Annotated in this window: 16 protein-coding genes; 9 read left to right on the top strand and 7 right to left on the bottom strand. The window is 56.7% G+C overall.

The features are described from left to right. Nucleotides 1-135: 135 nt before the first annotated feature. Nucleotides 136-1,500, bottom strand: a complete 1,365-nt coding sequence (hisD, locus tag LOC70_RS12225) for a histidinol dehydrogenase (protein ID WP_230253908.1) — start codon at nucleotides 1,498-1,500, stop codon at nucleotides 136-138. 186 nt (nucleotides 1,501-1,686) lie between these two features. On the opposite strand from hisD, the gene LOC70_RS12220 reads away from it, so the two are divergent. Together LOC70_RS12220 and LOC70_RS12215 are read left to right on the top strand one after the other, a co-directional pair. Continuing rightward, nucleotides 1,687-3,408: a glycosyltransferase family 39 protein gene (locus tag LOC70_RS12220; protein WP_230253860.1), complete on the top strand. Its 1,722-nt coding sequence runs from the start codon at nucleotides 1,687-1,689 to the stop codon at nucleotides 3,406-3,408. Between the two features lie 162 nt (nucleotides 3,409-3,570). Next, a complete protein-coding gene (locus LOC70_RS12215; protein ID WP_230253859.1) occupies nucleotides 3,571-5,106 on the top strand; it encodes a carboxypeptidase M32 in 1,536 nt (511 codons plus the stop codon). Nucleotides 5,107-5,147: 41 nt separating this feature from the next. Here the strand turns inward: LOC70_RS12215 and LOC70_RS12210 are convergent, their stop codons facing one another. Together LOC70_RS12210 and LOC70_RS12205 are read right to left on the bottom strand one after the other, a co-directional pair. Further along, nucleotides 5,148-6,587, bottom strand: coding sequence for a DUF58 domain-containing protein (locus tag LOC70_RS12210; protein WP_230253858.1), 1,440 nt, complete (start codon nucleotides 6,585-6,587; stop codon nucleotides 5,148-5,150). Next, a complete protein-coding gene (locus tag LOC70_RS12205) occupies nucleotides 6,584-7,639 on the bottom strand; it encodes an AAA family ATPase (protein WP_230253857.1) in 1,056 nt (351 codons plus the stop codon). The genes LOC70_RS12210 and LOC70_RS12205 overlap by 4 nt, the downstream gene beginning before the upstream one ends. Before the next feature lie 358 nt (nucleotides 7,640-7,997). Between LOC70_RS12205 and LOC70_RS12200 the strand changes: the two genes are divergently transcribed. Beyond that, nucleotides 7,998-8,399, top strand: coding sequence for a response regulator (locus LOC70_RS12200; RefSeq protein WP_230276292.1), 402 nt, complete (start codon nucleotides 7,998-8,000; stop codon nucleotides 8,397-8,399). Next, nucleotides 8,396-9,697, top strand: a complete 1,302-nt coding sequence (locus tag LOC70_RS12195; RefSeq protein ID WP_230253855.1) for a hypothetical protein — start codon at nucleotides 8,396-8,398, stop codon at nucleotides 9,695-9,697. Before LOC70_RS12200 ends, LOC70_RS12195 begins: the two co-directional genes overlap by 4 nt. 71 nt (nucleotides 9,698-9,768) lie before the next feature. On the opposite strand, the gene miaA is transcribed toward LOC70_RS12195, so the two are convergent. Continuing rightward, the gene (gene miaA / locus LOC70_RS12190; protein ID WP_230253854.1) at nucleotides 9,769-10,776 is read right to left on the bottom strand and encodes a tRNA (adenosine(37)-N6)-dimethylallyltransferase MiaA; all 1,008 of its coding nucleotides are present in this window, start codon (nucleotides 10,774-10,776) and stop codon (nucleotides 9,769-9,771) included. Between the two features lie 72 nt (nucleotides 10,777-10,848). Between miaA and LOC70_RS12185 the strand changes: the two genes are divergently transcribed. Beyond that, nucleotides 10,849-11,415, top strand: a complete 567-nt coding sequence (locus tag LOC70_RS12185) for a GNAT family N-acetyltransferase (RefSeq protein WP_230253907.1) — start codon at nucleotides 10,849-10,851, stop codon at nucleotides 11,413-11,415. A 17-nt stretch (nucleotides 11,416-11,432) separates the two neighbouring features. Here LOC70_RS12185 and LOC70_RS12180 read toward each other — a convergent pair whose 3' ends face one another. From LOC70_RS12180 to LOC70_RS12170, 3 genes are all read right to left on the bottom strand, one after another. Then, nucleotides 11,433-11,867: a hypothetical protein gene (locus LOC70_RS12180; RefSeq protein WP_230253853.1), complete on the bottom strand. Its 435-nt coding sequence runs from the start codon at nucleotides 11,865-11,867 to the stop codon at nucleotides 11,433-11,435. 5 nt (nucleotides 11,868-11,872) lie between these two features. Next, nucleotides 11,873-13,471, bottom strand: coding sequence for a hypothetical protein (locus LOC70_RS12175; protein WP_230253852.1), 1,599 nt, complete (start codon nucleotides 13,469-13,471; stop codon nucleotides 11,873-11,875). Between the two features lie 685 nt (nucleotides 13,472-14,156). Then, nucleotides 14,157-15,968 (bottom strand): L-fucose isomerase, encoded by a 1,812-nt coding sequence (locus LOC70_RS12170; protein ID WP_230253851.1) that lies wholly within the window; start codon nucleotides 15,966-15,968, stop codon nucleotides 14,157-14,159. Nucleotides 15,969-16,517: 549 nt separating this feature from the next. On the opposite strand from LOC70_RS12170, the gene LOC70_RS12165 reads away from it, so the two are divergent. The 4 genes from LOC70_RS12165 to LOC70_RS12150 all read left to right on the top strand — a co-directional run bounded on the left by LOC70_RS12165 (nucleotide 16,518) and on the right by LOC70_RS12150 (nucleotide 25,239). Continuing rightward, nucleotides 16,518-17,930: a sulfatase family protein gene (locus tag LOC70_RS12165; protein WP_230253906.1), complete on the top strand. Its 1,413-nt coding sequence runs from the start codon at nucleotides 16,518-16,520 to the stop codon at nucleotides 17,928-17,930. Nucleotides 17,931-18,160: 230 nt separating this feature from the next. After that, nucleotides 18,161-21,070 (top strand): right-handed parallel beta-helix repeat-containing protein, encoded by a 2,910-nt coding sequence (locus tag LOC70_RS12160; RefSeq protein ID WP_230253850.1) that lies wholly within the window; start codon nucleotides 18,161-18,163, stop codon nucleotides 21,068-21,070. Nucleotides 21,071-21,103: 33 nt separating this feature from the next. Next, a complete protein-coding gene (locus tag LOC70_RS12155; protein WP_230253849.1) occupies nucleotides 21,104-23,011 on the top strand; it encodes a dienelactone hydrolase family protein in 1,908 nt (635 codons plus the stop codon). Beyond that, on the top strand, nucleotides 23,008-25,239 hold the full coding sequence (locus tag LOC70_RS12150; RefSeq protein ID WP_230253848.1) for a right-handed parallel beta-helix repeat-containing protein: 2,232 nt from the start codon (nucleotides 23,008-23,010) through the stop codon (nucleotides 25,237-25,239). The genes LOC70_RS12155 and LOC70_RS12150 overlap by 4 nt, the downstream gene beginning before the upstream one ends. Nucleotides 25,240-25,278: the final 39 nt, after the last annotated feature.

Here is a 25,278-nt window from a genome sequence, read left to right as displayed (position 1 = left end):
GCATCAATCGGGGGTCACCGATCAGGCAAAACAACCGCATTCAAACGATCGTCACGATCGCATCGATCACCAAGATTCGATCGAAATGGCGGCGGTTCAACTCGTGCAGGCCTCAGTGGCTCGCTTCCCCGTGAATCAACACTGGCGGATCGAGATGCTGCGAGCGTGAGCCGTCAAACCTTCCTTTTCCGCCACCGTGATGACGTCGGGACCGATCTCCGCCAAAGCCGACTCGGTGAACTGCGTCACGCTGCCAGACCGCAAAAAACTGTTGGCCGACAACCCGGCCGCCCAACGACAGGTGCCTCCCGTTGGCAACACGTGGCTGGGTCCCGCCGCATAATCGCCCAATGCAACCGGCGTGTGGTGCCCCAAAAACGCTGCTCCACTGTGTCGGATTTTTTCAATCAACGACTCCGGATTTCGCGTTTCAATCTGCAGGTGCTCGGGAGCGAAAGAATCGGTGAGTTCACATGCCTGATCCGCGTCACGAGCAAGAATCAAAGCACCAAAATCCGCCAACGCGTCGCGAGCAAGGTCGCCTCGCTCGAGTGCCTGCAGTTGCTCCGCCAGTTCAGATTCCACCTTGGCGATCAATGACTCGTCCCAAGTGATCAAAATCGCCGACCCGGGCGAGTGTTCCGCTTGAGCAATCAAATCCGAAGCCACAAACGCTGCGTCCGCGGATTCATCGGCAATCACGATGACTTCGCTGGGCCCCGCAAACGAATCGATGTCGACGGTGCCGAAGACCAGCTTCTTGGCCAGTGCAACGAACAAATTCCCCGGTCCAACAATCTTGTCGACCGCGGGCATCGCATCACATCCGTACGCCATCGCCGCGACGGCTTGGGCACCGCCACAACGATAAACCTCTTTGATGCCCAGCTCATGACACGTCGCCAACATGTCCGTGTTGTAGGAACCAAACGGTGTGGGAGGTGCCACCACCGCGATTTCGTCCACGCCGGCGACCTGAGCCGGAATCGCGGTCATCATCACCGTCGACGGGTAAGCCGCGGCCCCGCCGGGGACACAGATTCCGACGCGAGGAATCGGGACGTATCGTTGGGTCAACGAAACTCCGGGGCGAGGCGTGATGGTGACGTCTCGATGCAAAATCGCGGATTGAAACTCGACGATGTTGTCTCGGATTCGGCGAATGGTCTCGATCAAATTTCCGTCGGCCTTCGCGTGGGCGGCTTTCAAATCCTCTTCCGGCACCCGCAATTCGGCTGCGGACAATTCGGCTCCATCGAGCGATTTTGTGTACCGCAGCAGAGCCGAGGTGCCATCGGATTGCACGTCTCGACAAATCGTCTCGACCACTTCGACCGGCGTCAGCGGTTTGCGAAAGACTTTCTGCGTCAGTTCGCGGCCACGCGGGCTCACCAAGTCACCACGCGGGCTCAGTTTTTCGCGAAGAGCCGCCAGAGTTTCCACGGCGTCGTCCGAGGAAGGATCGCGAGCGTCGACGGTTTGGATCGAAAATTCTGACACGGCGGAGAACTGCAACGTTGACGGTGAATGACAAGACGGAAGCAACAACGAGCGGACGTCCCCAATCAACCAGGCAACCGGCCGGCTAAGAGCCATCAACACAGAGCATTCGTGCGGCGGCAAAGCGGTTCGGGACGTCGCGTGGGTCAGTTTACCGAGCCAGCAACATTGAGCTAGGCTTGCACCATGTTTCGCTCCACACGGTATCGCCAACCCGAATGCTCTCGCGCAAAGGTCACACGACGTGACGTTCGGCACCGACGATGGCTGGATGGAGCGATTGCCGGCGTCCTCTTCGTGCTGACGTTCGCGGTTCGCTGGCCATTCACCGGCGAGAGTTTTTGGATTGACGAACTGCACACATCGTGGTGCATCACGGGCGAATTGTCGCAGGTGGCCGAGAGAGCCCGCATGGGCAACCAGCAACCATTGTATTTCTGGTGCATGTGGTTGTGGCAGTCGATCGTCTCGCCGTCGTCTTGGCCGAGCTACCCCGCGGAATGTTTGCTGCGATTGTCCAGTGTGCTTTGTGTCAGTCTTTCCAGCGTGGTTTTGTTTCGCGCGGTGTTGGCCGTTGGCAGCAGCTTCATCGCCGCCACATTCGCGGGGTTGGCACTGGCTTTGGATCGTAACGCCGGTTTCTTTGGCACCGAGCTGCGACCTTACGCCGTCGTCATTCTGTGTGCCACATTTAGTCTGTTTTTCGCGGCACTGTTGCTGAGGGATCCAAGGAATCAACGTTTGTCGAGCTGGATCGGTCTGCACGCCAGCGTGCTGGTCGCCGCGCTGATGCACATCACCTCGCTGCTGACGTTGGCTCCGCTGGTCGTCGCGACGACGGGATGGAGCCTGTATCGCCAACAATCAAACGAGTCGATCAACCCAGACCACCAGCTAACAGGTCGACAGAAAGCCACAGCCAAGTGGCACCTGCTTTTCGCGACCGGATGGCTTTGCGTCGCGGTCGCCTTCGCATTTGCTCAACAAGACATCTGGGAACGCCGTGACGCTTGGTCGGCTTTTGGCCAACCAAAGTCGCTATATGTAATGTGGACTCTTTGGCCTTGGTTGGCTTGGATCGTGATTCCGTTGCTGGCGTCGATTCTCATTCGCCGGCTCGCGAATTCCCACCGAGCGACCACTCCAATCATCGCGTCATCATGGCTTGGCACGACCGTCCTCGTCTTTGCAGCAACCGCCGGATTCATTCTGGCTGACGTTGGCGGCGTTCCTCTTTGGCACCGACGCTATTTCATCGCCGGGCTGCCGATCGGATGCTTCGTGCTTGGAACTTGGATCTCCACGCTGCAGGCGGCACGCTCCTACGAGAAATTGTCGATCGGGTTGGGGGCATCGTGTCTGATCTTGCTGTTTTGGACGCAAAGTTCCATCCAAACGGAAATCCCACCACGGGTGGCGAGCCGATACTGGATCTATCGTGGCGAACCCTGGCGAGAATCGATCGCACACTTCCAATCTCAATCGAAGACAACATATTCTTCTGGCAAATCGATCGTGCACCTGTGGCTGGATCCTGATTTGATCGAGCAACCTTGGTTGGCCGGAGAAATCACCGACTCACCGCTGCGCGAATATCTGTCGTTGCCGATCCGTGGCGAATACGCGGTGGCTGCCAAGGATGATTCGCAGACAGTGGTCGTGCACGTTCTGGGAGCGAAGCAGCCCCACGCTTCCTGGCAGAACATCTTGCGAGAACAGATCGAACGAGAGCCCTCCGCAATGACACCCGAGCTTGAGGAAGACCACTGGTTGCTGACGAGAAACCTATCGCAGCAGGCGATGGAAGAAGAAAACAGAACCGCCGGCGTCGATCGTGCAAAAGCCATGCAAGTTCGCCGATTCCGAAACCTGACATTGTTCCGATGGGACGTGGAACCGACTCGCTGATCGAGTGGCGTATCCATCGAAATCAATCAGTCGGCTCATACCAGCAGAAAATCAGACGCTGAGCTGCATCCGCACACCTCGGCGGCTTGCAAAACAGGCGAGAACATGACAACGTCCTCGGCATAGGAATCTGTGCCGGGGATTTTTCATGGAGTCATTGCAATGAGTCACGCTGCCACCAACCAAGCTGCTACCTTTGAATCGCTTTGCCAAACGTTTCGCGATGCGGCCAAGCTATCGACCACGGCGGACACGTTGGAATGGGATGAACGCACCGGCATGCCGCGGGGTGGGGCCGAATATCGCGCCGAACAAGTCGCCTATCTGCGAGGCCTGGTCCATGACATGCAAACATCGCCGCGTGTGGGAGAACAACTGCAAACCTTGCAGGATTGGGACGCGGCCAAGGATCCTCACAGTGATATCGGAGCCACGCTGAAATGGCTGGCCAGCGATTACCATCGACAATGCAAACTCCCCAGCGAGTTGGTGCAACGTACGGCTTCCTGCAGCGTTCGTGGCCAAGGCGTTTGGGACGCGGCACGCAAAGCCGATGACTACAAGCTGTTTCAGCCCGCGCTGGATGAAATGCTGGCTCTGAAACGCGAAACGGGCGAGCGGCTGCAAACGGAATCGCAAACGGTTTACGAAGCCTTGCTGGACGAATTCGAACCGGGTGCCAAGGCCGCCGCGTTGACCAAGACGTTCGCCGACCTGCGAGCCGATCTGGTCGAACTGATTCGAGAAATTTCGGATTCGCCGCGACAAGTCGACACGTCACTGATCACCCAAACATTCGACAAAGCGTCCCAACAAAAATTTTCGCATTTGATCGCTGAAGCCATCGGCTTTAATTTCGAGCGAGGCCGGTTGGACGAAACATCGCATCCGTTTTGCACGACTTTGGGACCATCGGATTGCCGGATCCTGACACGCTACGAATCAAATTTCCTGCCCACCAGCATCTTCGGCACGCTCCATGAAGCTGGCCATGGTCTGTACGAACAAGGCATGCGGGAGGACTGGTTTGGATTGCCACCGGGCAGCTACGCGTCGTTGGGGATCCATGAATCGCAATCCCGTTTGTGGGAGAACTTGGTCGGCCGAACGCTGGCGTTTTGGGAACACTTCACGCCAACCCTAAAAGAGCACTTCCCGACGACCTTGGGCGATGCCACCGTCGAGCAACTGCATCGCTGTTTCAATGCGGTGCAGCCATCTTTGATCCGTGTGGAAGCCGACGAGGCGACCTACAACCTGCACATCATTGTTCGTTTCGAATTGGAACAAGCTCTGATCGGTGGCGACCTATCCACCGACGACTTGCCGGTGGCTTGGTCAGATGCCTACGAAGAAGTCATCGGCGTTCGCCCACCTTCTGCTGCCGATGGCGTCTTGCAAGACGTGCACTGGAGTGCGGGTTTGATTGGCTACTTCCCGACGTACACGTTGGGCAATCTGGCGGCAGCACAGCTCTACGATGCGGCGAAGGATGAGCTGGGCGATTTAGACACGATGGTTCGGCGTGGTGAATTTTCTCCACTTCACCAATGGCTGGTCCGACACGTTCATCAAAAAGGCCGCACGCGAACCGTCGATGAACTGATTGTCGAAGCGACTGGCAAACCACTCTCGGCTGCCCCGTTGATCCACAGCCTGCGAAGCCGTTACGGGCAGGTGTACGACTTGAAAGACTGAACGCGAGCAGGTGACCGTTGGCATTCGAGCGATCACCGAATCTATCGAGCCATTTGCGCTCGGCAAACGTCCATGATGCTGTCTTCGTCCTTGAGGTGGCTGACGTGAATTTTCTCAGCCAACAACGGTCCCGCGATTCGGGAATAGCGATCCAGATCAAGCGTGTTGATGATCACCGCGATTGCCCAACCGCGCCGAGACAACCCCACCAAGGCACCGATGTCCGCCTCGGTCGCTTGTTGCAACATCACCAACAAAGTCGTCTCGCTGGACAACCGCGATTCGGTTTCAACCAGAAATTCCGCCAGCGTCAAACCGTCGGTTCGTTCCAACCGAGCCAAGGTGCGAACGACTTCCTTGAGCTGCACCGGTCCTCGGTCAACATCCACCAACACCGGTCGCAAACGATCGTTTTTTTTCTTCAGCCCCGCCGCCTTCACCGACGCATCTCGCACGCGGTGGTCGCCGCGAAAACCTTCGGTTCGAATTCGGTCCGCGGCGTCGCGTCCGTTGGTCGCTAACCCGAACGGTTCACCAGCATCGTGCAAGGCCGCTGCAATGGACGCGGCGGTCGTGATGGTCAGATCAGTGCGGAGCGGTTCGTGACGATCCGGATTGGTTTCCACGTGCAGATCCAACACCAAAGTCGCTCCGGCAACGGACGATGGTTCGTACACTTTGCTGTGCAACGTTCCGGTCCGTGCGGTCGCGGCCCAGTGCACGCTGCGAAGCGGATCGCCGATCTGCCATTCCCGAATGCCGCGAAGCCTCGTTGGGTCGGTCATCGACGACGCGCGGATTTTGATTTCGCCAATGGGGCGTCGTGATCCAATCTCGTAGGTCGATAGCAGTTGAATCTTCGGAAGCACCGTGATGTACATCGGACGTGCCCCCAAACGATACCGACGGAACATGCCCACCGGATCACCCGTTTCCAACACCATCGGTCCAATTTGGAAATAGCCTCGTCGAACGCAACGAACGCTGTACTGGATCGCTTTCGTTTGCCCTGGCAATAACGCCATCACCGCCAAGCGTTCGCCCTCAATCGGCAGTGGCGTTTGTCGAGGATCGAACAGGCTGCCCTGGGACTGTTGGGCACCTCGCGCGGCCCCACGCGGCATCAAATCCTCAGCCAATACCCACGCGACGGGCAATCGACCTTGGTTGGTGATGTTGACAGTCACCGGAACACGCGAGCCGATCACCACTTCGATGTCGCGACCTTCTTCGGGCAAATTCAATCGCACCGCTACGACACCACGCGACCATTCCGCTGCGACCCAATTGCCGATCGCAATCACTGCGGCCACGGTGATCGCGGCGGTCATCCACAATCCCGCTCCCGCGACCATTCCTAGTGCCAGCACGATCGCACACACGACCACCACGACTCGCCAACGTGACGGGGACGACGGTGAAATCACGTCATCGTCCGTCACACGGTGCTTCACCGTATCGTCGCTCGCTTGGTTGCTCATGTGGAGATCGTTGGCACCGCAATTTCACCCAAGATCTCCTCCAAAACCTTTTCCGTGGTCAGTTTTCTTAAACGACTTTCGGGTCTCAGGATCAACCGATGGTTCATCACCGGTGCGATGATCTTTTTCACATCGTCAGGCAACACGTACGCGCGGCCTCGGATCGCCGCCATCGCCTGCGCGCATCGAAACAATGCGATCGTCGCTCGGGGACTGCCCCCCAATGCCAAGTTGTCGTTGTGACGCGTTTGATGAACGATCTGCAGCAAGTAATGCCGGACTCGCGGGTCCACGTGCACCGCGCGAATGGCTTTCTGAGCCGCGACCAATTGTTCCGCCGTCGCCACGGACGTCATCGCATCGACCGGATGTTGGAATTGCAACAAATCCAACATTCGCATTTCTTCTTCGACCGACGGGTACCCCAACGAGAACCGCATCAGGAAACGGTCCAGCTGAGCCTCCGGCAACGGGAACGTGCCTTCGTGATCCACCGGGTTTTGTGTCGCGATGACCAGGAACGGAGGATTCAACGAGTAGGATTTTCCATCCACCGTCACGCGAGATTCTGCCATCGCTTCCAACAACGATGCCTGAGTTCGCGGCGTTGCGCGGTTGATCTCGTCCGCCAACAGAATCTGCGTGAAGACGGGTCCCGGCCGAAACTCGAATTCGGATGTTTTCTGATTGAAGATCGAGGTGCCGGTCACATCGGTCGGTAACAAATCCGGCGTGCATTGAACTCGTTTGAAATGGCATCCCAAGCTCTTTGCCAATGCCCGCGCCAACATGGTTTTGGCAACTCCGGGGACGTCCTCCAGTAAAATGTGGCCTCCGCTGAGCCACGCGACCATCGAGAGCACCAGCTGTTTTCGCTTGCCAACAATCGCGTTCTCGACGTTGCCGATCACTCGCTTGGACAGCTCAGAGACCAAGGCCACATCGGCTGGTTGTCCCGCGGCATTGGCCCCGGGCGGGCTGGCGACCGACTTTGCCGGAGCGGCTGGTTTGCCGGAGCCAGATTCAGCGGGTGGCGGGGCTTGGGAATTCAACTGCGAGCACTCCGTTCGAGGCGTCGTTGGGTTGGACGAGTTCGAGAAATCGCTGGCCGAAGAGAAGAACGGAAACCCAACGAAATGGACCGAGATGAGGACGCCTCCATGATAGCCGGAAACATCGGTGGATTCGCTCACCGTGACCCACACATCCTTCGCGGCCCCGGCCTGCCACCCGTCACACCACCCCGGCAATCCGCAGATCCCGCCATCAGCCGCGGCTTAGACGCGACATTTTTGCGTTGCAGATTTGACGCCATCCCACAACCCAAAATGCGAGCCGTGACGTATAATGAGTCGGTTCTGCATCGAACGTGGGACTTCGTATCGAATTGTCAGCGGGAGATGGGTTTGCATGGTCGACACCGGCATCACCCCCACAGTACTGGTCACCGACGATGACGCCGATTTTCGCGGCGTGGTCTGCGAAGCCCTCGCGCGCGGTGGCGTTCGAACCAAACAAGCCAGCGATGGCGACGAAGCTTTGCGTGTGATCGAGCGAGGTTCGATCCATATGGTGCTGCTGGATGTTCACATGCCACGGGTCACCGGATTGGACGTGATGCGAGAACTATGCAAACGCCCCAACGCGATGCCGTACGTGCTGATGAGCGCCTTGATGGATGAAGCCATCGAACGAGAGGCGGCGCGAATGCGGGCCTACAAGATTCTTCGCAAACCCGTGCGATTGGCTCAGTTGCGTGAAATTGTGCGAGGCGGCTTGGTCGATACCTACGGCTGGCATCCGCCGGAATGAGCATCGCCGCGAAACGGACTTTGCATGAGACTTCGCATCGTTGGAGTCTTGCCTTTCGTTTCTTCAGCACCGCGTTCTCTTCGGTCTTCTCCAAATCCGCCGACGACCAATCTCGCGTGGCGGAACCCCGCTCGCAGGCCAATCCCTACGCGGTTGCGCCAACGGCAGATGCGAATCCGCACGAACCGACCCATCCTCCGCATGTCCTGCTGGAGCCCAACTCGCCCGACGAATTGGTTTTCGACGGAGTCATTACAGAGGCGGATGTTCGCCGATTGATCCCAGAACGACGGCTGTGGTTTCTGCTGGCCGGTTTGATGTGGGGAATCATCATTCCCGCGTTCACCGGAGTTTCGCTGCTCATGCTTTTCGGTCTTCCAGGCCGCCCCAATGCGACTCCCGAATATTTCGGCGCAGGATTGATGCTTTGTGTCGTGATCGCATTCGCGGTTGCCACGCAAGCGATCAGTCCCAAACGTCGCACGAAACGAGTTCTGAAGGAACGCCCGGATCTGCTGGGCCGAGCCGCGGGCAAGTTCACCCGCGGTGGGTTGCTGTTTTGGGACGGCAAGAACCTTCACCGATTCAACCATCATTACTGCTGGCAAGCCAAAAGAATTGCAACAGGAGTTCGTGTCCCTCTCCACGAAGGCGTCTACACCCAACTGTACCTGGCGAACCATCTGTTCCATGCGTTCGATCTGGAAACCTGGAATTTACTACGAGGAGAATGGCACCAACGATGCCTCGTTACCGAGGACGAAGCCTCACAAATCGCAGACAACGTGGTTGCTCTGGGAACTCCGCCCAAGGACGCGACGCGGTTCAGTGGCACCGTCAATGTTCCTTATCCGGTCGATCACGGTGGCATTCGTCGCTCGCTCGGGTGGCTCGGCTTTCTACTGGTTTTCTTTTCGGTGATTGCGTGCGTCAGCTTTCAGAGCGACTCCATGATCTGGGCCGGACTGGCTGCGATCGCCGCCCTCTACTACCTGCATTCATTCGCGAAGACGTGGAAGTGGCTGTCGATCCCCAGCCATCCGTGGACCTGGCAACAACAAGGATGGATCGGCGCGGAAGAAGTCGCCTGGGCCACGCAAGGCAACGCGATCTTGATGTCTCGCAAGGAGTGCGTCCGAGCGTCGGTTCACGCAATCAATGAGCTTCCGGTGCTTTGCTGGGAACTGGAAAGCGGACGTGTGCTCTACTTTCCCAAAGACAATTTCGAGGACGACTCGCAATGGCAACGAGTGATCCCGCCGGAAACGATTGAATCGCCGCCGAGCTCAACTCCGTGAGAACATCTGGGCGACGCGGCAGAGCTCACGAGATGACAAACGCGGGTCCCTGGTGGCGAAAGACGACGACCTTAAATCAAGTGACGTTGCAAGATCGCGTCCACCATGGTTTTCTCGCAAACATCCATGTCGGGCGCAGCATCGGCGTCAAACCGCCCCAATCCGCGAATTTCGGAGAACGAACGGAGCCACGTTTCTTGGCGTCGCGCCAGCCGTCGGGTGTGAAAGACGACTTGTTCCGCCGCTGATTCTGCCGGTTGTCCCTGCTCGATCGCTTCCAAAATTTCACGATAGCCGACGGCCTGACGAGACGTTTTGGACAAAGGCTTGTCCGCGTCCAACAGAGCCTGGACCTCTGCCACCAATCCATCGCGAAACATTTGTTCCACCCGTTGTTCGATGCGTTGATGCAGCACCGGCCGAGGCACTCGCATCGCGAAAACGAGCCCTTCTTCGGCACTTCGTGCCGTGTCGAATTGCAACTGCCGATGGCTGATCGGAGTGCCCGTCGCTCGAGCGAACTCCAACGCTCGGATCATGCGTCGCGAATCCCCCGGATCGATCTTGGCGGCCGACAATGGATCGACTTGCTGCAATCGTGCTCGCAACGCATCGATGCCATGTTCTTTGAGATCCGCCTCCACCGATTCGCGAAAGGCTTCGTCCGCGGGCGGTCCCGCATCGAACCCTCGCAAGATGCCTTTGAGATACATGGGAGTCCCGCCGACAAACATCGGGATTTTGCCTCGTTGCCGCACGTCCTCGACCGCCGCGTGAGCCGCAGTCAGATACTCCGCCACACTGAATTCCTCCCACGCATCGACCAAATCGATCAAGTGGTGGGGGACGCGTGCCAGCTGATCGGCGGTGGGCTTGGCCGACCCGATGTCCATCCCTCGGTAGACCGCAATGGCGTCCAAAGAAAGGATCTCCATCTCGCAACGACCGCCGGACTGATCCGCCAAAGTCTCCGCAACCCGCACGGCCAACCCCGTTTTCCCTGACGCGGTCGGGCCGGTCAGAACGATCACGTCGTCAAACAATGGGGCAAAGGGCGTGGGGAACGGATCAGGATGCATCTCAAATGTCGGCTGGTGTGGTAAACTGAATTGTTCACAGAAGACCGTGATCCAGGAAAGGGGGCAACCCACATGGGCATGACTTACTTTCGCCGCTACCGCATGGAACTCGACCTGCGCGACTGGACACCACATTGGGATGCACCGGATCTGGAACAACGCGGCTACGAGTGGGTCCCTTACGACGATGGATTGATTCGAGAACACGCCGCGGCGAAGTATCACTCGTTCCGCAGCGAGATGGACGCTGATGTGTTCCCCTGCCTGAGCCGTCGGGATGGCTGCCTGCGTTTGATGCGCGAGATCACCGGACGAGCCAGCTTCGTACCCAATGCGACTTGGTTGATCCGCTATCGCGATCGAGTGGGCGGACGTCCAATTCCCGTCGGAACGATCCAAGGATTGGACCTGGACGAATGGGGAGCGGTCCAGAACCTAGGCGTCGTCCCGGAACATCGTGGCAATGGTTTGGGAGCGTTGCTGATGATGCGATCCGCCGCTGGTTTCCAATCCGCCGGTCTGAAACGAATGCACCTGGAAGTCACGACGGCAAACACGCCCGCAGTGCGACTCTATGAACGCTTGGGATTTCGTCAAGCGAAGGTTGTCTACAAGGCTTGTGAGGTGGCGGGCGTCTGACGCCCCGCCGTTTCCACTCAATCCGCACAGAAAATCGAGCGGCGGATTTGCCCCAACCAAATTTGATGATGCCGTCGTAAACGCATGTTCGTTTTCCCGCGTTCCACTGCCGCATCAAAATGCGTGGGCGACAAGAACAACTCCGCGGTGTGACTGAGCTTTGCCGCCGTGGCCAAGCGATCCATCAATCCGCGATGGTAAATCGGCAATTGATGCGCTCGGCAGAGTTCCATCGTCAGTGCGTCGCTGGTCGGAACCTCCGGTTCACGGAAACGAACGTTCCAAATCAATCCGCCGATGATTGACAATGCGACGATCGCACCGACGGCGATCCACACCCACGGCATCGACGAGTCTTCGGCAACCTTTTGATACTGAGGTGCCAAGTCCTCCATCCGCGTGACGTTCATCAACACGGTCAACATGGTGGAATTGTCATTCCAGTTTTGCATACCAATCACAACGTCAATCCTCGCATTTCCATGGACTCGATCGCGGCATCACGCAACGAGCCTTTTTGCATCGAGCACATCTCACGCAACAAGACTTCCGATTGGGTTCCGTGGCCATGCCCGAGCGCTTGTGCCGTTCGCATCTTCGCAATTTGGTGATCGTTCTTGGCGATGCTTTCTAAAGGCTCAATCATCAAGTCGATCAGCCCCAGCGTCTCGGCAAACCCGATTGCATCCAGTCGGTTTTGCAGAACCGCGTGTCGCAATCCCTGGCGGATCACGTCCAACGTTGTTTCGTCGGCTCCCATCAGGACTTGCCCCAGACGCTTGCCGACTTCCGGATCAAGGTCCGCGAACACAGGAAGCGTTTCCGCCGTGTTCAAATGCGTGAGCAAGCGTTGAGCAGATTGCGACAACAACTTTTCAGGATGGTCCGTCAGTTGAATCAGCGAGTTCATCATCATCGTCGCGCGGTCAGCGATCGATGCATCACCACCGGCTTCTTCCGGCGATTCATCGTCCAACGCGGCTTCCAGAATCGAGATCCAAAATTCCAATGAGGGAGCGTCCACGCGTTTCAAGCAAGTCTCCGCGGCTCGAATTGCTCCCTCTTCGTTGCGTTGCAACATCGCCAACACCATGTGGATGACTTCGGGTTCATGCGGCATGGCCAGCGAGTAAGCATGACACATGGCAATGTCGCGATCGCTCCCCAGTGATCTCATGAACGACTCGCCGCCTCGCAGGCAGTCGGGCAGTCCATACTCTTTCAGGTTGATGCTGACCACCGGTGAGGGTTGGTCACCGATCGTTTCCAACAACGCTTCGCAGAACATGGCATCGTGACGACGCAGCAAGACTCCCACCACGGCACCGGGGATTTTTCGACGTCGAACAAAGCCCGCCAACAGGTGCAAGACGGACTGGTGCTCGCTGTTTTTGAGCCGCCGCACCAACGTTTCTTGCGTGGGTGATTCGTCTGCCAACAACCGTTGCAACAGAACGTCGTTCCAGTCAGAAATCACCAGAAATGCATCCAACAGATCGTTGTTGCGGTGCACATGGTATTGCTCCACCGCATGCCCCAAGGCTTCGGCCATGCGTTGCCGATATCGTTCCGCATCCGGATCCAAGCGTTTGCCGTCGCTTCGATGGCGAACCGATTTGGACAGCGATGCGGACAAGGACAAAACGACCTCCGCCGCTGCGGCGCGGATCAGCGAATCGTCGTGCTCCAACGAAATTTGAATCAGCGATTCCAACGCATCGGCTTGGTTGAAACACTCGGCCATGTTGATCAGCCGCAAACCCACGGCTTGGTTCCAGCTCGCCTTTTTCAGTTGACGAACCACGGCTTTGCCGAGATACCCTGAATCGAGATGGCCGGTTTCATCCAGCAAGCCGGACAGCATCACTTCACGAAACTTGTCAAATCGATTGACCAACCAATTCAGCGTTTTCGCGTCGCGTCGATGAGCGATCGCTTTGACACTTCGCAGCTTCGTCGACGGATCGTTGCTGGTGGCACCAACGCATAGCACTTCCCCTGCACTCGGAGACGAATGGTGCGTCAGAATTTCGAAGGTGGTATCCAACGAGGACATGATGGTCGACGTGCGCAGCGAGGGAAATGGCAGACCTAGTCAAACGTACCCCTTGTCCAGTGACACTCCTCCGATCCCCCCACTTTTTTTTACCGCGAAGGATTGCCAGTCCCCACCAATCGCCCCATCCGCCGCCATCGTCACGAACCGACCCCATCCCCACCACGACCGTCCGGTGGAACCGGACCTACGGAAACAACGCCGCATCCCAACCAACCAAACAGCCGTTCGGCGTTAGCCGCGGTTCCCACGAACCACCCGGCGAACGCCGAGCACCAACGCAGAGGTCCTCCCCAAATAACGCCGCTCGACGACGCCGAAAGCAAACGTCCGGTGGAACCGGACCTACAGAACCAACGCCGCATCCCAACCAACCAAACAGCCGATCGGCGTTAGCCGCGGTTCCCACATACCACCCCGGCGCACGCCGAGCACCAACGCAGAGGTCCTCCCCAAATAACGCCGCTCGACGACGCCGAAAGCAAACGTCCGGTGGAACCGGACCTACAGAAACAACACCCCGTCCCAACCAAACAAACAGCCGATCGGCGTTAGCCGCGGTTCCCACAAACCACCCCAGCGAACGCCGAGCACCAACGCACACGCCCTCCACAAACAACGTTGCTCGACGACGCCAAAAGAAAAAGTCCGGTGGAACCGGACCTACTTGAGTTTGAAAATCGAATCAACGGCGTCCGTACAACGGACCAAAATTCTGACAGGCTCGGAAATCGGCCGATTCCAAATCGTCGGTTCCGAACGCGTTCCACACACTCGGACGGAACACGCGAGCCTCATCGACGTTGTGCATGTAAACCGGAATGCGAAGAATCGACGCTAGCGTTATGAAAAGGTTGCCCACATGACCGGCGGTCAAAACGCAGTGGTTCGACCCCCAATGGTTCATGACTTCATAAGTCGACGTGAACGCACCGCGGCCGGTCAATTTGGGAGCGAACCAGGTCGTTGGCCAAGTTGGATTGGTACGCTGGTCCAACGTGTCATGCACGGACTCAGGCAAATCCACGGTATAGCCTTCCGCGATTTGCAAGGCGGGCCCCAATCCGTCCACCAAATTGATTCGCGTCATGGTCGATGGCATGCCGCCCTGCGTGCGGTACCGCGTGCTCATGCCTCCGCCCGGAAAGTACTCGGTCATCGACGGATGCCAGGTGGTGGCCTGCAAACATCGCTGGACTTCCTCATCCGTGATGTTCCAGTGCGGCTTCATCGTCGGCACTCCGTCCGAGTCGGCTTGCTGCCCCGTTCCATCCAACGTTGCGGGGCCCGAATTGATCAGGTGCAACAGACCGTCACTGGCGGCTCCTTCAAGCTTGTACCCGTCGCAAGTTTTCGCGACCGCTTCCGGGCTCCAATAGGTCCGCAAGTCCGCGAAAATTTGGGCCGTGTTGGTCAGCAAATGACCGAACAACATGGTCGCTCCGTTCAGAGCGTCGTTTTCGGTCGCAACGACGTACGGCGCACGATTGCCATTCCAATCGAACGACGTGTTGAGGATCGCCTCCATGAAGTCGCCATTGGGAAAATGGTCCGTCCATTGACGTTGACCTTGAAATCCCGCCGCAACCGCATTGTGTCCCTGGGATTGTTCCTTCAGTCCCATCTCGGCGAGCTTCGGATTGCCAACCATCAAGTCACGAGCGATCAAAGTCATCTTCACACAGTCCGACCACTCTTGGTCCAGTTGTTCGCGGGACCGTTTGGCGGACTCCGTGTTGTAGTCTTCGCCTTCGGGACAATTCTCCTTCACCCAAGACATCGCTCGTTCAAATTCCTCCGCATCGTACTGCCCACGTTTCATGCGGCCGGCGAATTCGCTCATGTCGATGTCTTCGACGCGCATGCCCAGCCACTTTTCCCAGAAGGCATAGTCCACCATCGAGCCCGCAATCCCCATTGAGGTTCCGCCCATCGACAGATACGACTTGCCTTGCATCAACGCTGCGGCCAATCCGCATCTCGCGAAATCAAGCAGTTTCGCCTGCACGTCCGCCGGCATGCTTGCGTCGCCGGAATCCTGGACATCGCGTCCGTAGATGCCAAAGGCGGGAATGCCTTTCTGAGTGTGCCCCGCCAACACAGCGGCCAAGTAAACCGCCCCCGGTCGTTCCGTCCCGTTGAAACCGAAGACGGCTTTGGGACGAATTGGATCCATGTCCATCGTTTCCGACCCGTAGCACCAACATGGTGTTACCGTCAGTGACACACCGACGTTCTCACGGCGGAACTTCGACTCGCAAGCCGTGGCTTCCGCGACGCCGCCAATGCAAGTGTCAGCAATCACGCACTCCACCGGTTCTCCGTTTGGATAACGGACTTCTGACTGAATCAACTCGGCGACGCGTTTCGCCAATCCCATCGTTTGATCTTCCAAGGATTCACGAACGCCGCCCAGACGTCCATCGATCGTGGGGCGAATACCAATCTTGGGAAAGTCACCAGTCCAAACGCTGGGGGAGGGTGCGGAATGACTCAACGTGCAACTCGTGATGGAAAGCGGGGATTGTGGGGAGACGGCGAAGCCAGGCGTCGTCTTGACGATTTGAAAAGCGATGCCTCCCCGAGAGCATAACAAAGGGCGGTGGTGGGTGAACCATCCCGAGGAAGCTTGAAAACGATCTGCGTTAAAACACTTCCGGGCCAAAACAACCCAGACAAAGTGCTTGCGCAGATGACACCAATCACTTGCGACAACACAGCGAGAAAATACGGCAGCCGAAGTGCCGCTTGCGTCAGCGAATCGTCCAACACGCGGACGATTTCACTTCGGTGCGTGCGGTCCACCGGCATTTGCTTGCTCGTGCCTCGGCCAACGTTTAGCGTGGAGTCAATCCATTTGATGAGCTTGCAACGACGAAGTTGTCGCCGTCCAGACTTACCTCGAGCGAAGAACGAAATGCACCAGGCGGACATGATCGACCAAGAATCGACCAACGTTCAAATTCGACTAGCGAGGCATGTGTTTCGTGAACACTCTCGTGCTACGCCAGCCAAGCTGTGGTTCCGCCTTGTGACTGCTGTCTGGCTGGGCTGGTGTGTCTTCGGACTAACAGTTTCCGGATCAACAACGCGAGCGAATGAAAGTTCAGCCAGCCAAACGGACGTGTCGAGTTCACGCCCCAACATCCTTTTCATCTTCGCCGATGATTGGGGCTGGGGTGACCTTTCGTGCCACGGACACCCATATGTCAAAACGCCCAACATCGACCGACTTGCACGTGAAGGCACGGACTTCATGCGTTTCACGGTTGCCAGCGGTGTTTGCTCTCCCAGTCGCACGGCGGTGATGACTGGGCAATACCCGGCTCGCCACAACATTGATGGTCATTTCGCTTGGGTGCCCAGCAATGCCAAACGCAACATGCCGGATTGGTTGGATCCTGACGCCGTGACGTTGCCCAAGCTGCTGCAATCGGCGGGTTACAAAACTGCACACTACGGAAAATGGCACCTGTCCAACGACATGATTCCAGATTCGCCGTCGCCTGGTGATTACGGCTATGACGACTACGGAGCATTCAATTGCTCGGGCGAACAAATGCCAGTGCATGATGACGCGAACCGAACGATTCGTTTCATCGAGTCTGCCGTGGCGACCGAGCAACCGTTCTTTGTCAACCTTTGGATCCATGAACCACACACGCCGTTTCATGTGATCCCCAAGTATCGATGGCGTTTTCACGAAGCGGGCTTGAGTGAAGCGGACGAGATCTACGCCGCGGTCTTGTCTCATGCGGACGAGCGAATTGGCGAAGTCTTGGACGCACTGGACCGTTTGGGAGTGACCGACGAGACGTTGGTGATTTTCAGTTCTGACAACGGTCCAGCGAGAGGCTCCAAGAACGCGAAATTGGAATTGAGTTACGACACGGCGACCGGTGCCGGTTTTGGGATCGGTGCCGCGAAAGGAATCACGTCGGGACGGAAAGGATTCAAAGCCTCTCTGTTCGAAGGTGGCATCAACGTTCCTTTCATTGCTCGTTGGCCAGGCAAGATCTCAGCTGGCGATCGTGACAGCATGGCAATGATCAGCGCCGTCGATTTGCTACCCACATTTTGTGAACTGGCCGGTGTCAAAATTCCCGCGAACGCTTCGCTGGATGGAATCAGCCAAGTGAAAGCACTGCTGGGCGATCCGACCTCGGGACGGTCGAAACCGTTGTTTTGGAAGTATGCCTCTCGCTGGCCGCCACAGGCTTCCAAGCCGCATCACTGGGCGTCGTTCGCGGTGGTAAGCGACCGATGGAAATTGCTCGCGAACAACGACGGAAGCCATTTTGAGTTGTATGACATCGTTGCTGATCCGCTGGAGAAACACGACAGAAGCGATCAGCAATCAAATACGGTCAATGACCTCACGCGAATGCTCGAAGAATGGAAGTCTTCCTTGCCGGAGTCACCAGATCCAAGTCTGTTTTCGAATCTTCGTGACAGATAGGCACGCGTTCACCATCCGACAAAGGATGCTGCCTCCTTTTTTGGTAGGACTCAAGTGCAGTCAGACTCGAGTTTGGTGACACACGGGCTTGGTGACGCAAACTGTTGGCCGACAGTCGCATTGCCGCGTCGCGTTTTCTTCACGATCAATCATGGTGGGAGCCGAGTTTCCTGCTCGAGATTCGATCGAAACTCCCCCGCCTCTCCCCACCTACGACCGTCGGCACAGCAATGTTGCGATTCTCCTTTGCTTGCGTTCTTTTGATCTCGGCGACGCCGTCTCTCTCTGCATTGGACGTGTACGTCAGTGCGACGGGCGACGATTCAAACAAGGGTTCATCGGCATCGCCGGTTGCTTCGCTCCAACGTGCACGTCAGATCGTTCAGCCCGTCGCGGGCAAACAACCCGTGACCGTTCACGTGGGCGATGGTGTGTACTACCTCCCCGATACGTTGCGTTTGGGACCTGAAGATTCCGGGACTCAGGAATGTCCGGTGGTCTATCAAGCGCAGAACCGCGGCAAAACAGTCCTGAGTGGAGGCAAGAAACTGGAATTGCAGTGGCGTCCTTATCGCGATGGAGTTTTTCAAACGTCAACGCCGGTCGGACTGTCCATTGATCAATTGTTCGTTGATGGACAACTGCAACGGATGGCACGCTATCCGAACTACGATCCGCAGAAGAAAACACAGGCGTATCAGGGCCACGCCGCCGATGCGTTTTCGAAGTCTCGTGCGGCGGGTTGGAAGGATCCGACTGGCGGTTTCATTCACGCGATGCACCGTTCGCGATGGGGTGGTTACCACTACCGGATCACCGGAAAAGACTCCGAGGGCAACGTGACCTACGAAGGAGGCTGGCAGAACAACCGCCCCTCGGGAATGCACGCGGACCAGCGGATGGTCGAGAACATTTTCGAAGAATTGGATGCACCGGGCGAGTGGTATCACAACGCGAAAACAAACACGCTGTATTTCTATCCTGGACCGGCGGTGAATTTGCAGACCGCCAAGATCGAGGTCGTTCGACTGCGGCACTTGATCGAGTTTCGAGGCACTGAATCACAACCTGTTCGGCATATCACTTTGAAAGGTTTTGTCTTCCGTCACTCCGCTCGCACCTTCATGGAAACCAAAGAGCAAATGCTGCGATCCGATTGGACGATCTATCGTGGCGGTGCCGTCTTTTTGAAAGGAACCGAAGACATCACCATCACCGATTCGGAAATGGATCAGCTTGGTGGCAACGCGGTTTTTGTCAGTGATTACAACCGTCGCGTGAAGATCCAGCGGTGCCACATTCACGACACCGGAGCCAGCGGTGTTTGCTTCGTTGGCAATCCGAATGCCGTACGAGATCCGCTGTTTCGGTATGGCGAGAAGAACGATCTGAACCAAGTGGATCGAACGCCCGGGCCCAAAAACAATCAGTATCCTGCTGACTGTGTGGTGGACGATTGCCTGATCCACGGGATTGGACGTGTGGAACGCCAGCCCGCCGGGGTACAAATCGAGATGGCGAGCCAGGTCACCGTGCGAGACTGTTCGATCTACGATTGTGCTCGCGCGGGCATCAACATCGGCGACGGTGCATGGGGCGGACACCTGATCGAACGCTGTGATGTGTTTGATACCGTTCAGGAAACCCATGATCATGGGTCGTTCAACTCCTGGGGGCGTGATCGATACTGGAGCAGCAATCGGGCGGAAAGCCAAGCTGTCATCGACGACGAACCCGACTTCCCTTTCTTGGACGCCTATCAAACCACGGTGATTCGCAACAGTCGCTGGCGATGTGACCACGGTTGGGACATCGATTTGGATGATGGCTCTTCCAACTACGACATCTACAACAATCTCATGTTGTCTGGCGGGCTGAAGTTGCGTGAAGGCTTTCGCCGTCGTGCTTGGAACAACATCACAATCAACAACGGCTTGCATCCTCACGTCTGGTACAACGACAGTGGGGATGAGGTGTTCAGCAACATCTTTATGGCGGCACCCCAAGGAGCCCGAATGCCGACGCCGACCGCCAAAGGCAAACGCATCGACGAGAATCTGTACTATGCCAAAACTCCGGGAATGAAGGATCGTTACGCCGACTTCGGTTGGGATCGCAACTCCATCGTGGCGGATCCATTGTTCGTGAATCCGTCCCAAGGTGACTTTCGCGTGAAGGATGGCTCGCCCGCGTTTGAAATCGGGTTTGAGAATTTCCCGATGGACCAATTCGGTGTCAAAGACAAATCGTTGAAAGCGATCGCCGCGACTCCTGAAATCCCAGAGTTGGACGTCAAGTCGCAAATGAATCGCCCACGATCCGACAGCGGCCGGATCACGATTCCTCGACGCACATTCTGGATGGGAGTGCAAGCGTCCGATTTGAAAGGGGCGGAGTTTTCCGCGTTTGGCGTCAGTGCGGACGAGGGTGGGATTGCTTTGTCAGGTTTCACTCCGCAGTCCGCTGCCGCGAAAGTAGGATTGAAAGAGGGCGACTTGATCCAGGCCGTTAACGGTTCAAAGACCAAACGCGTTGATGATCTTCTCGCTGAAACATTGAAAGCAGGTGACCAACCGCTGCAAGTGACGCTCATTCGCGATCAACGAGCAATGCAAATCGAAATTCGCGATGTCCCGTTTCTCACTTTCCGTCGCCAGTCAACGAATGAGTTTTCGGTCGACGCGGGATTGAAACGCACTCCAAAGGTGCTTGCCAATCAAAGTGTCCGTGATGAACCGCTGTCCGTTTTGGTCGATGGACGTTTGGATTCCAATTACGGTCCGGTGTTCGGCAACGGCGTGACCTCGGGAATCTACAAGTTGGATTTGGGGCAACCACAGGTGATCCGCTCGGTAGCGGTTTGGTCGCATCATCTTCAACAGCGTCGCGGACCGCAGCGGTGGACGCTGTACGCCAGTGCGTCGGAGAAGGATCCCGGCTGGAACGTGAATGACACCAAGTCGTTTCGACCGCTCACGTCCGTTGACACTCGCCGAATGAACCACGATGCGTTTAACGAAGTGGTTTACTCCGCTGAACGTGGTGCGGACCTGGGACCTGTGCGCTGGTTGGTGTGGCAGGTCAGCCCGGTGACTTCACAAAGTGAAAACACGTCGTTTCAAGAGATTCGAGTACGCTGAATGATTGACCAACCTGGATGCGATGGCCGGCACATGAAAATTTGGTTTGGAGCCATCGCTTGGATTTCCGCGTGGCTTCTTGTTGCCGCGTGTGACACCTGTCTCGCTCAGCCCGCTGATTCGCTGCCATCGATCGTTGGCGAGGACGCTCCGTCGAATTTCGATGCAATGTGGCGAGGCTTCGATCCTCGTTCCGAGCCGTTGGAAACCGAGGTCTTGCACGAATGGGAAGAAGACGGTGTCGTGCTTCGCGTCGTTCGATTTCGGATTGGCGTCTTCAAGGGACAAGTCGCCAAGCTGGCGGCGGTTTATGGCTATCCGAAAGGACAAAGCAATTTACCGGGTTTGTTGCAAATTCACGGCGGCGGGCAATACGCCGACCACAAGGCTTGCGTTGCCAATGCCAAACGTGGATACGCCACCGTGTCGATCGCTTGGGCGGGCCGAATTTCCGCGACCAACTATCGTGTATCGCCGGATGAGGTGAAGTTGTTCTGGGACAACGCGGTTGAAGATCCCAATTACCGACCGACGACGGATTGGGGAGCCGTCGATGGATACCACGCACCGTCACGCAACCCGGGGAATCAGTTTCCGAAGATTGACGCTGCTAAATGGACGTTGGATGAGGTGGAATCGCCTCGCAACAGCGGATGGTTTTTGTGTGCGGTCGCCGCTCGGCGTGCACTCACTTTTTTGGAACATCAGCCAGAAGTCGATTCGAAGCGGCTTGGTGTTTATGGGCATTCCATGGGCGGCAAACTGACAGTGCTCACTGCCGTCGATTCGCGAGTCAAAGCGGCGGCACCTTCCTGCGGCGGGATCAGTGATCGCTACAACGACAGCGACCTGTTCTGCAAGACACTGGGCGACGATGTCAGTTTGAAGCGGATCGCTTGTCCGATTATTTTTCTCAGCCCGGCCAACGATTTCCATGGCCGCATGGGTGATCTGCCGAAGGCGTTGCAGGAAATCGCAAGCGATGATTGGCGTGTCACTTGTTCACCACATCACAACCACCAAGACACACCAAAGTACGAAGCCGCCACGTTGTTGTGGTTTGATCAGCATCTCAAGCAATCGTTCGAATTTCCCGAGACACCGGACTTGGACGTCCAACTTGGAGCAGCCAACGGCGACTCGATATTCACGGTTGATGTCGATGGTTCATTGCCCGTTGAGTCGGTGGACTTCTACTACACCCAAAACGGCAAGCCCAACGAGACACCCGCCGACCGAGACGATGTGGTGCACCGATTTTGGCACCACACGCCTGCTTCTCAAACCAGCAACGTTTGGACGGGACGTTTCTCGGTGGCCGATACGAATCGGTCGTTGTGGTGTTATGCCAACGTGACTTATCGGCTGCCGAAAACGGTGGAAGGTGTTGGCTACTACTACCGAGCCTATCAAACCGAGCGGCTCAATTTGTCGTCGGTTTTGCAAGTGCTCGAGCCGGCCGAACTACAGCATGCGGCTGTGCAAGCCAATCTGCGGCCGACTCGGATGATCGAAGATTTCCAGGGTGACTGGGAAAAAGAATGGTTCACCTATCGCCCCGAAGAATGGGCTCGTTCCACCAACAAACCCAGCTCGATCGTTTACATGGCTCCAAACGATGCCAAGCTGGTCCTCGAGGTGCGTTCAGCGTTGCCCAACGACTTCGTGGTGATGATTGATGACCATGCGGCTTCGGTTCAGCTCACCGGTGACAATCGATGGCAGACATTCACTTTGAAAGCATCTGAATTCCAGGACGCCGGCGGCGAACCATTGAAAAGCTTTCTTGGCGTTCGCCAAATTCGATTGTCCGCGAAAGAACGTTTGCGAACCGGCAGAAAAGATCAACAAACATCGCGGATCGTCGGTGGAACTTGGAAAGGAAAGCCACCTGAGTTCCGTCTCTTGAAATGGTTGGTGCCGGGTGGAGCCACACCATGATCCGACTAGGACCTGAGCAAAAAGAACTCTGCAACTTGAAAGCGACGCTACTTTGCTGGCTCATATCCGCGTCTTTCTTCGCACAAGTAACGGCGGCAGGAGATCCAGTGCTTCGTGGACACGCATTGGGGCGATTCGAAATTGGCGACGTGATCGCTCAAGACCCGTTCGAGAATTTGGACCAATGGGAGGTGCAGATCGAGCCGAAGGACGGCTTCCCGGATCCGGATGTTCGCGCCGAACATGGCGAGTTGAATTGCTTGTTGCCCGGACGTGGTTGCACCCTTTGGTTTCGCAAACCATTGCCCAACCGAATCGCCATTTGCTACGACGTCGTTTGCCCATCCCATTCGCCTGAGATCCCAGGCGTCGAACCAAGGGATCTGAATCAGTTTTGGATGGCGACGGATCCACACGCTCCTGCCAAGAGCCTGTTCGATTCTCAGCGTTATTCTGGCAAATTCACCGACTACGATCGCATTGAAGGCTTCTACGCGAGCAGCGGTGGTCGCGGAAATAAGACGACGCGGATGCGGCGATACCCGCGGACACGCGATGGTCGCTCGGTACCGCATGTCGCTCTGAAATCGCAGGACCAACAGCGGGCCTACCTGATTCAACCAGATCGCACGATGTCGGTTCAGTTGGTCGCCTACGACGATTTGGTTCAGTACGTGATCGATGGAAAGTTGGTTTACCAATTTCAACATGGTGATTCGGTAACGCTCGAGTCGCGTGACGATTCGGGAACCATCGTGGACACCGAGTCGGAGTACTCAACGGAAGCGTTCCCAGTGAAAAAGCAGGGCTACTTCGGGTTCCGAATGGTCAAGTCGCATCACGTTTACTCCAATTTCCGTGTGCACAGTTTGGAGCCCGCATCAACCCGAACGCCGCGTCCCGTCGTGCATGTCGATTCGATTTCATCGCTTCGCGAATGCGTCCAGCGGGATTCGCAGCAAATCATCATGAAGCCCGGCGACTATTGGATTCGCGATCGATACGGGGTGGACATGTCGGGCAGTGGCAATGAATTGGATTTGACCGGTGTCACGATTCACGTTGCTTTGGAGTCAGCATCGGGACGCGACGTGTTCCGCGTGAACGGAAACAACAACACGGTCCGTGGCGGCACGGTGGTCGACGAATACCCACCTGACGTCGATCAGCCCATCGATTATGCGAGCTACAACCGGAATCACAAATTCGGAAAGATGAACGAATTCGTGATCCGAGGAAGCGGCAACTCGCTGATCGGCATGAAGTTGATCATTCGTGGATCGTACCCCTATGGCCACGGCAACATGTACGGCATCGGTGGCGGCAGTGTCGTTCGATTGCGAAAGCATTGCGGCATCCAAATCCGTGGTGATGACACCGTGATCGATAGTTGCGACGTGAAGATGGAAGCCTTCGGGCACGCGATCTACACGCTACGAGGCAACCGAACAACGGTGCGTCATACCCACGTCGAGGGAACCGTCCGCCGTAGCAATGAGTTGTATGCCGAGAAGGATCGCGACGATCTCGCGAAACGACATGGTTATCAACTGCAATGGCCCGAGGATGTTCGTGGTTTGCCGATTCCACGAGATCACATGATCAATTGCACGGAAGATGGCATTCGCGCCTACAAGGGTGCGGGCGAAATGATTGTCGAGAATTGCCGTGTGCAGAAAACCCGCGGCGGTATCAAGCTGTACATGGCAAAGAAAGCGATCGTGCGCGATTGCCAAGTGCTGGATTGTGTGATCCAGGGATACTCTCTGCCCAGTCGCGGTGTGTTGGAAAATTGCAGTGGCAATGCCGCCTACGGGCCACTGTTGTACGTCCACTCGGATTCGCACCGCGAACAACAAATCGATTTGCAGGTTCTGCCGGCACCGCATTCGTTGGGCGATCACCCATTGGCCGCGATCAAAGGCAAACGTCACAAAATTCGCCTTTGGTCTGACACGGCGACTCGCGAAACATCACGACCGATCGTGGTGGGTTACTCGCAGCGTTTCGATTTCTTAAGCGTCGACTACCCGGCCGTACCCAAAGGCCACGAATCCCATTTTGAAAAGCTCGGGCCGCACACTTACGAAGCATCCGAAATCGATCTGCAGAATCAAACGTCCCATCCAGTCGTGCTCGGGCCGCTTTCGCGACACAACACGATCACCAGCCAAGGCGAGGTGAAGGACCTCGGCCAGGAAAACGTGACACAGTCCGCTGGTTCGTGAAAAACCGAACGGCTCGTTCATCCCTCTCACGAGAATTTG

Source organism: Rhodopirellula halodulae (assembly GCF_020966775.1).
Taxonomy (GTDB): domain Bacteria; phylum Planctomycetota; class Planctomycetia; order Pirellulales; family Pirellulaceae; genus Rhodopirellula; species Rhodopirellula halodulae.
This window is presented reverse-complemented; position numbering and strand designations above follow the sequence as displayed.

Bases quoted from the DNA above. Each gene is read 5' to 3' on its own strand.
- LOC70_RS12220 (WP_230253860.1), top strand. From the start codon at position 1,687: ATGTTTCGCTCCACACGGTATCGCCAACCCGAATGCTCTCGCGCAAAG.
- LOC70_RS12215 (WP_230253859.1), top strand. From the start codon at position 3,571: ATGAGTCACGCTGCCACCAACCAAGCTGCTACCTTTGAATCGCTTTGC.
- LOC70_RS12210 (WP_230253858.1), bottom strand. From the start codon at position 6,587: ATGAGCAACCAAGCGAGCGACGATACGGTGAAGCACCGTGTGACGGAC.
- LOC70_RS12200 (WP_230276292.1), top strand. From the start codon at position 7,998: ATGGTCGACACCGGCATCACCCCCACAGTACTGGTCACCGACGATGAC.
- LOC70_RS12195 (WP_230253855.1), top strand. From the start codon at position 8,396: ATGAGCATCGCCGCGAAACGGACTTTGCATGAGACTTCGCATCGTTGG.
- miaA (WP_230253854.1), bottom strand. From the start codon at position 10,776: ATGCATCCTGATCCGTTCCCCACGCCCTTTGCCCCATTGTTTGACGAC.
- LOC70_RS12185 (WP_230253907.1), top strand. From the start codon at position 10,849: ATGGGCATGACTTACTTTCGCCGCTACCGCATGGAACTCGACCTGCGC.
- LOC70_RS12180 (WP_230253853.1), bottom strand. From the start codon at position 11,867: ATGCAAAACTGGAATGACAATTCCACCATGTTGACCGTGTTGATGAAC.
- LOC70_RS12175 (WP_230253852.1), bottom strand. From the start codon at position 13,471: ATGTCCTCGTTGGATACCACCTTCGAAATTCTGACGCACCATTCGTCT.
- LOC70_RS12160 (WP_230253850.1), top strand. From the start codon at position 18,161: ATGTTGCGATTCTCCTTTGCTTGCGTTCTTTTGATCTCGGCGACGCCG.
- LOC70_RS12155 (WP_230253849.1), top strand. From the start codon at position 21,104: ATGAAAATTTGGTTTGGAGCCATCGCTTGGATTTCCGCGTGGCTTCTT.
- LOC70_RS12150 (WP_230253848.1), top strand. From the start codon at position 23,008: ATGATCCGACTAGGACCTGAGCAAAAAGAACTCTGCAACTTGAAAGCG.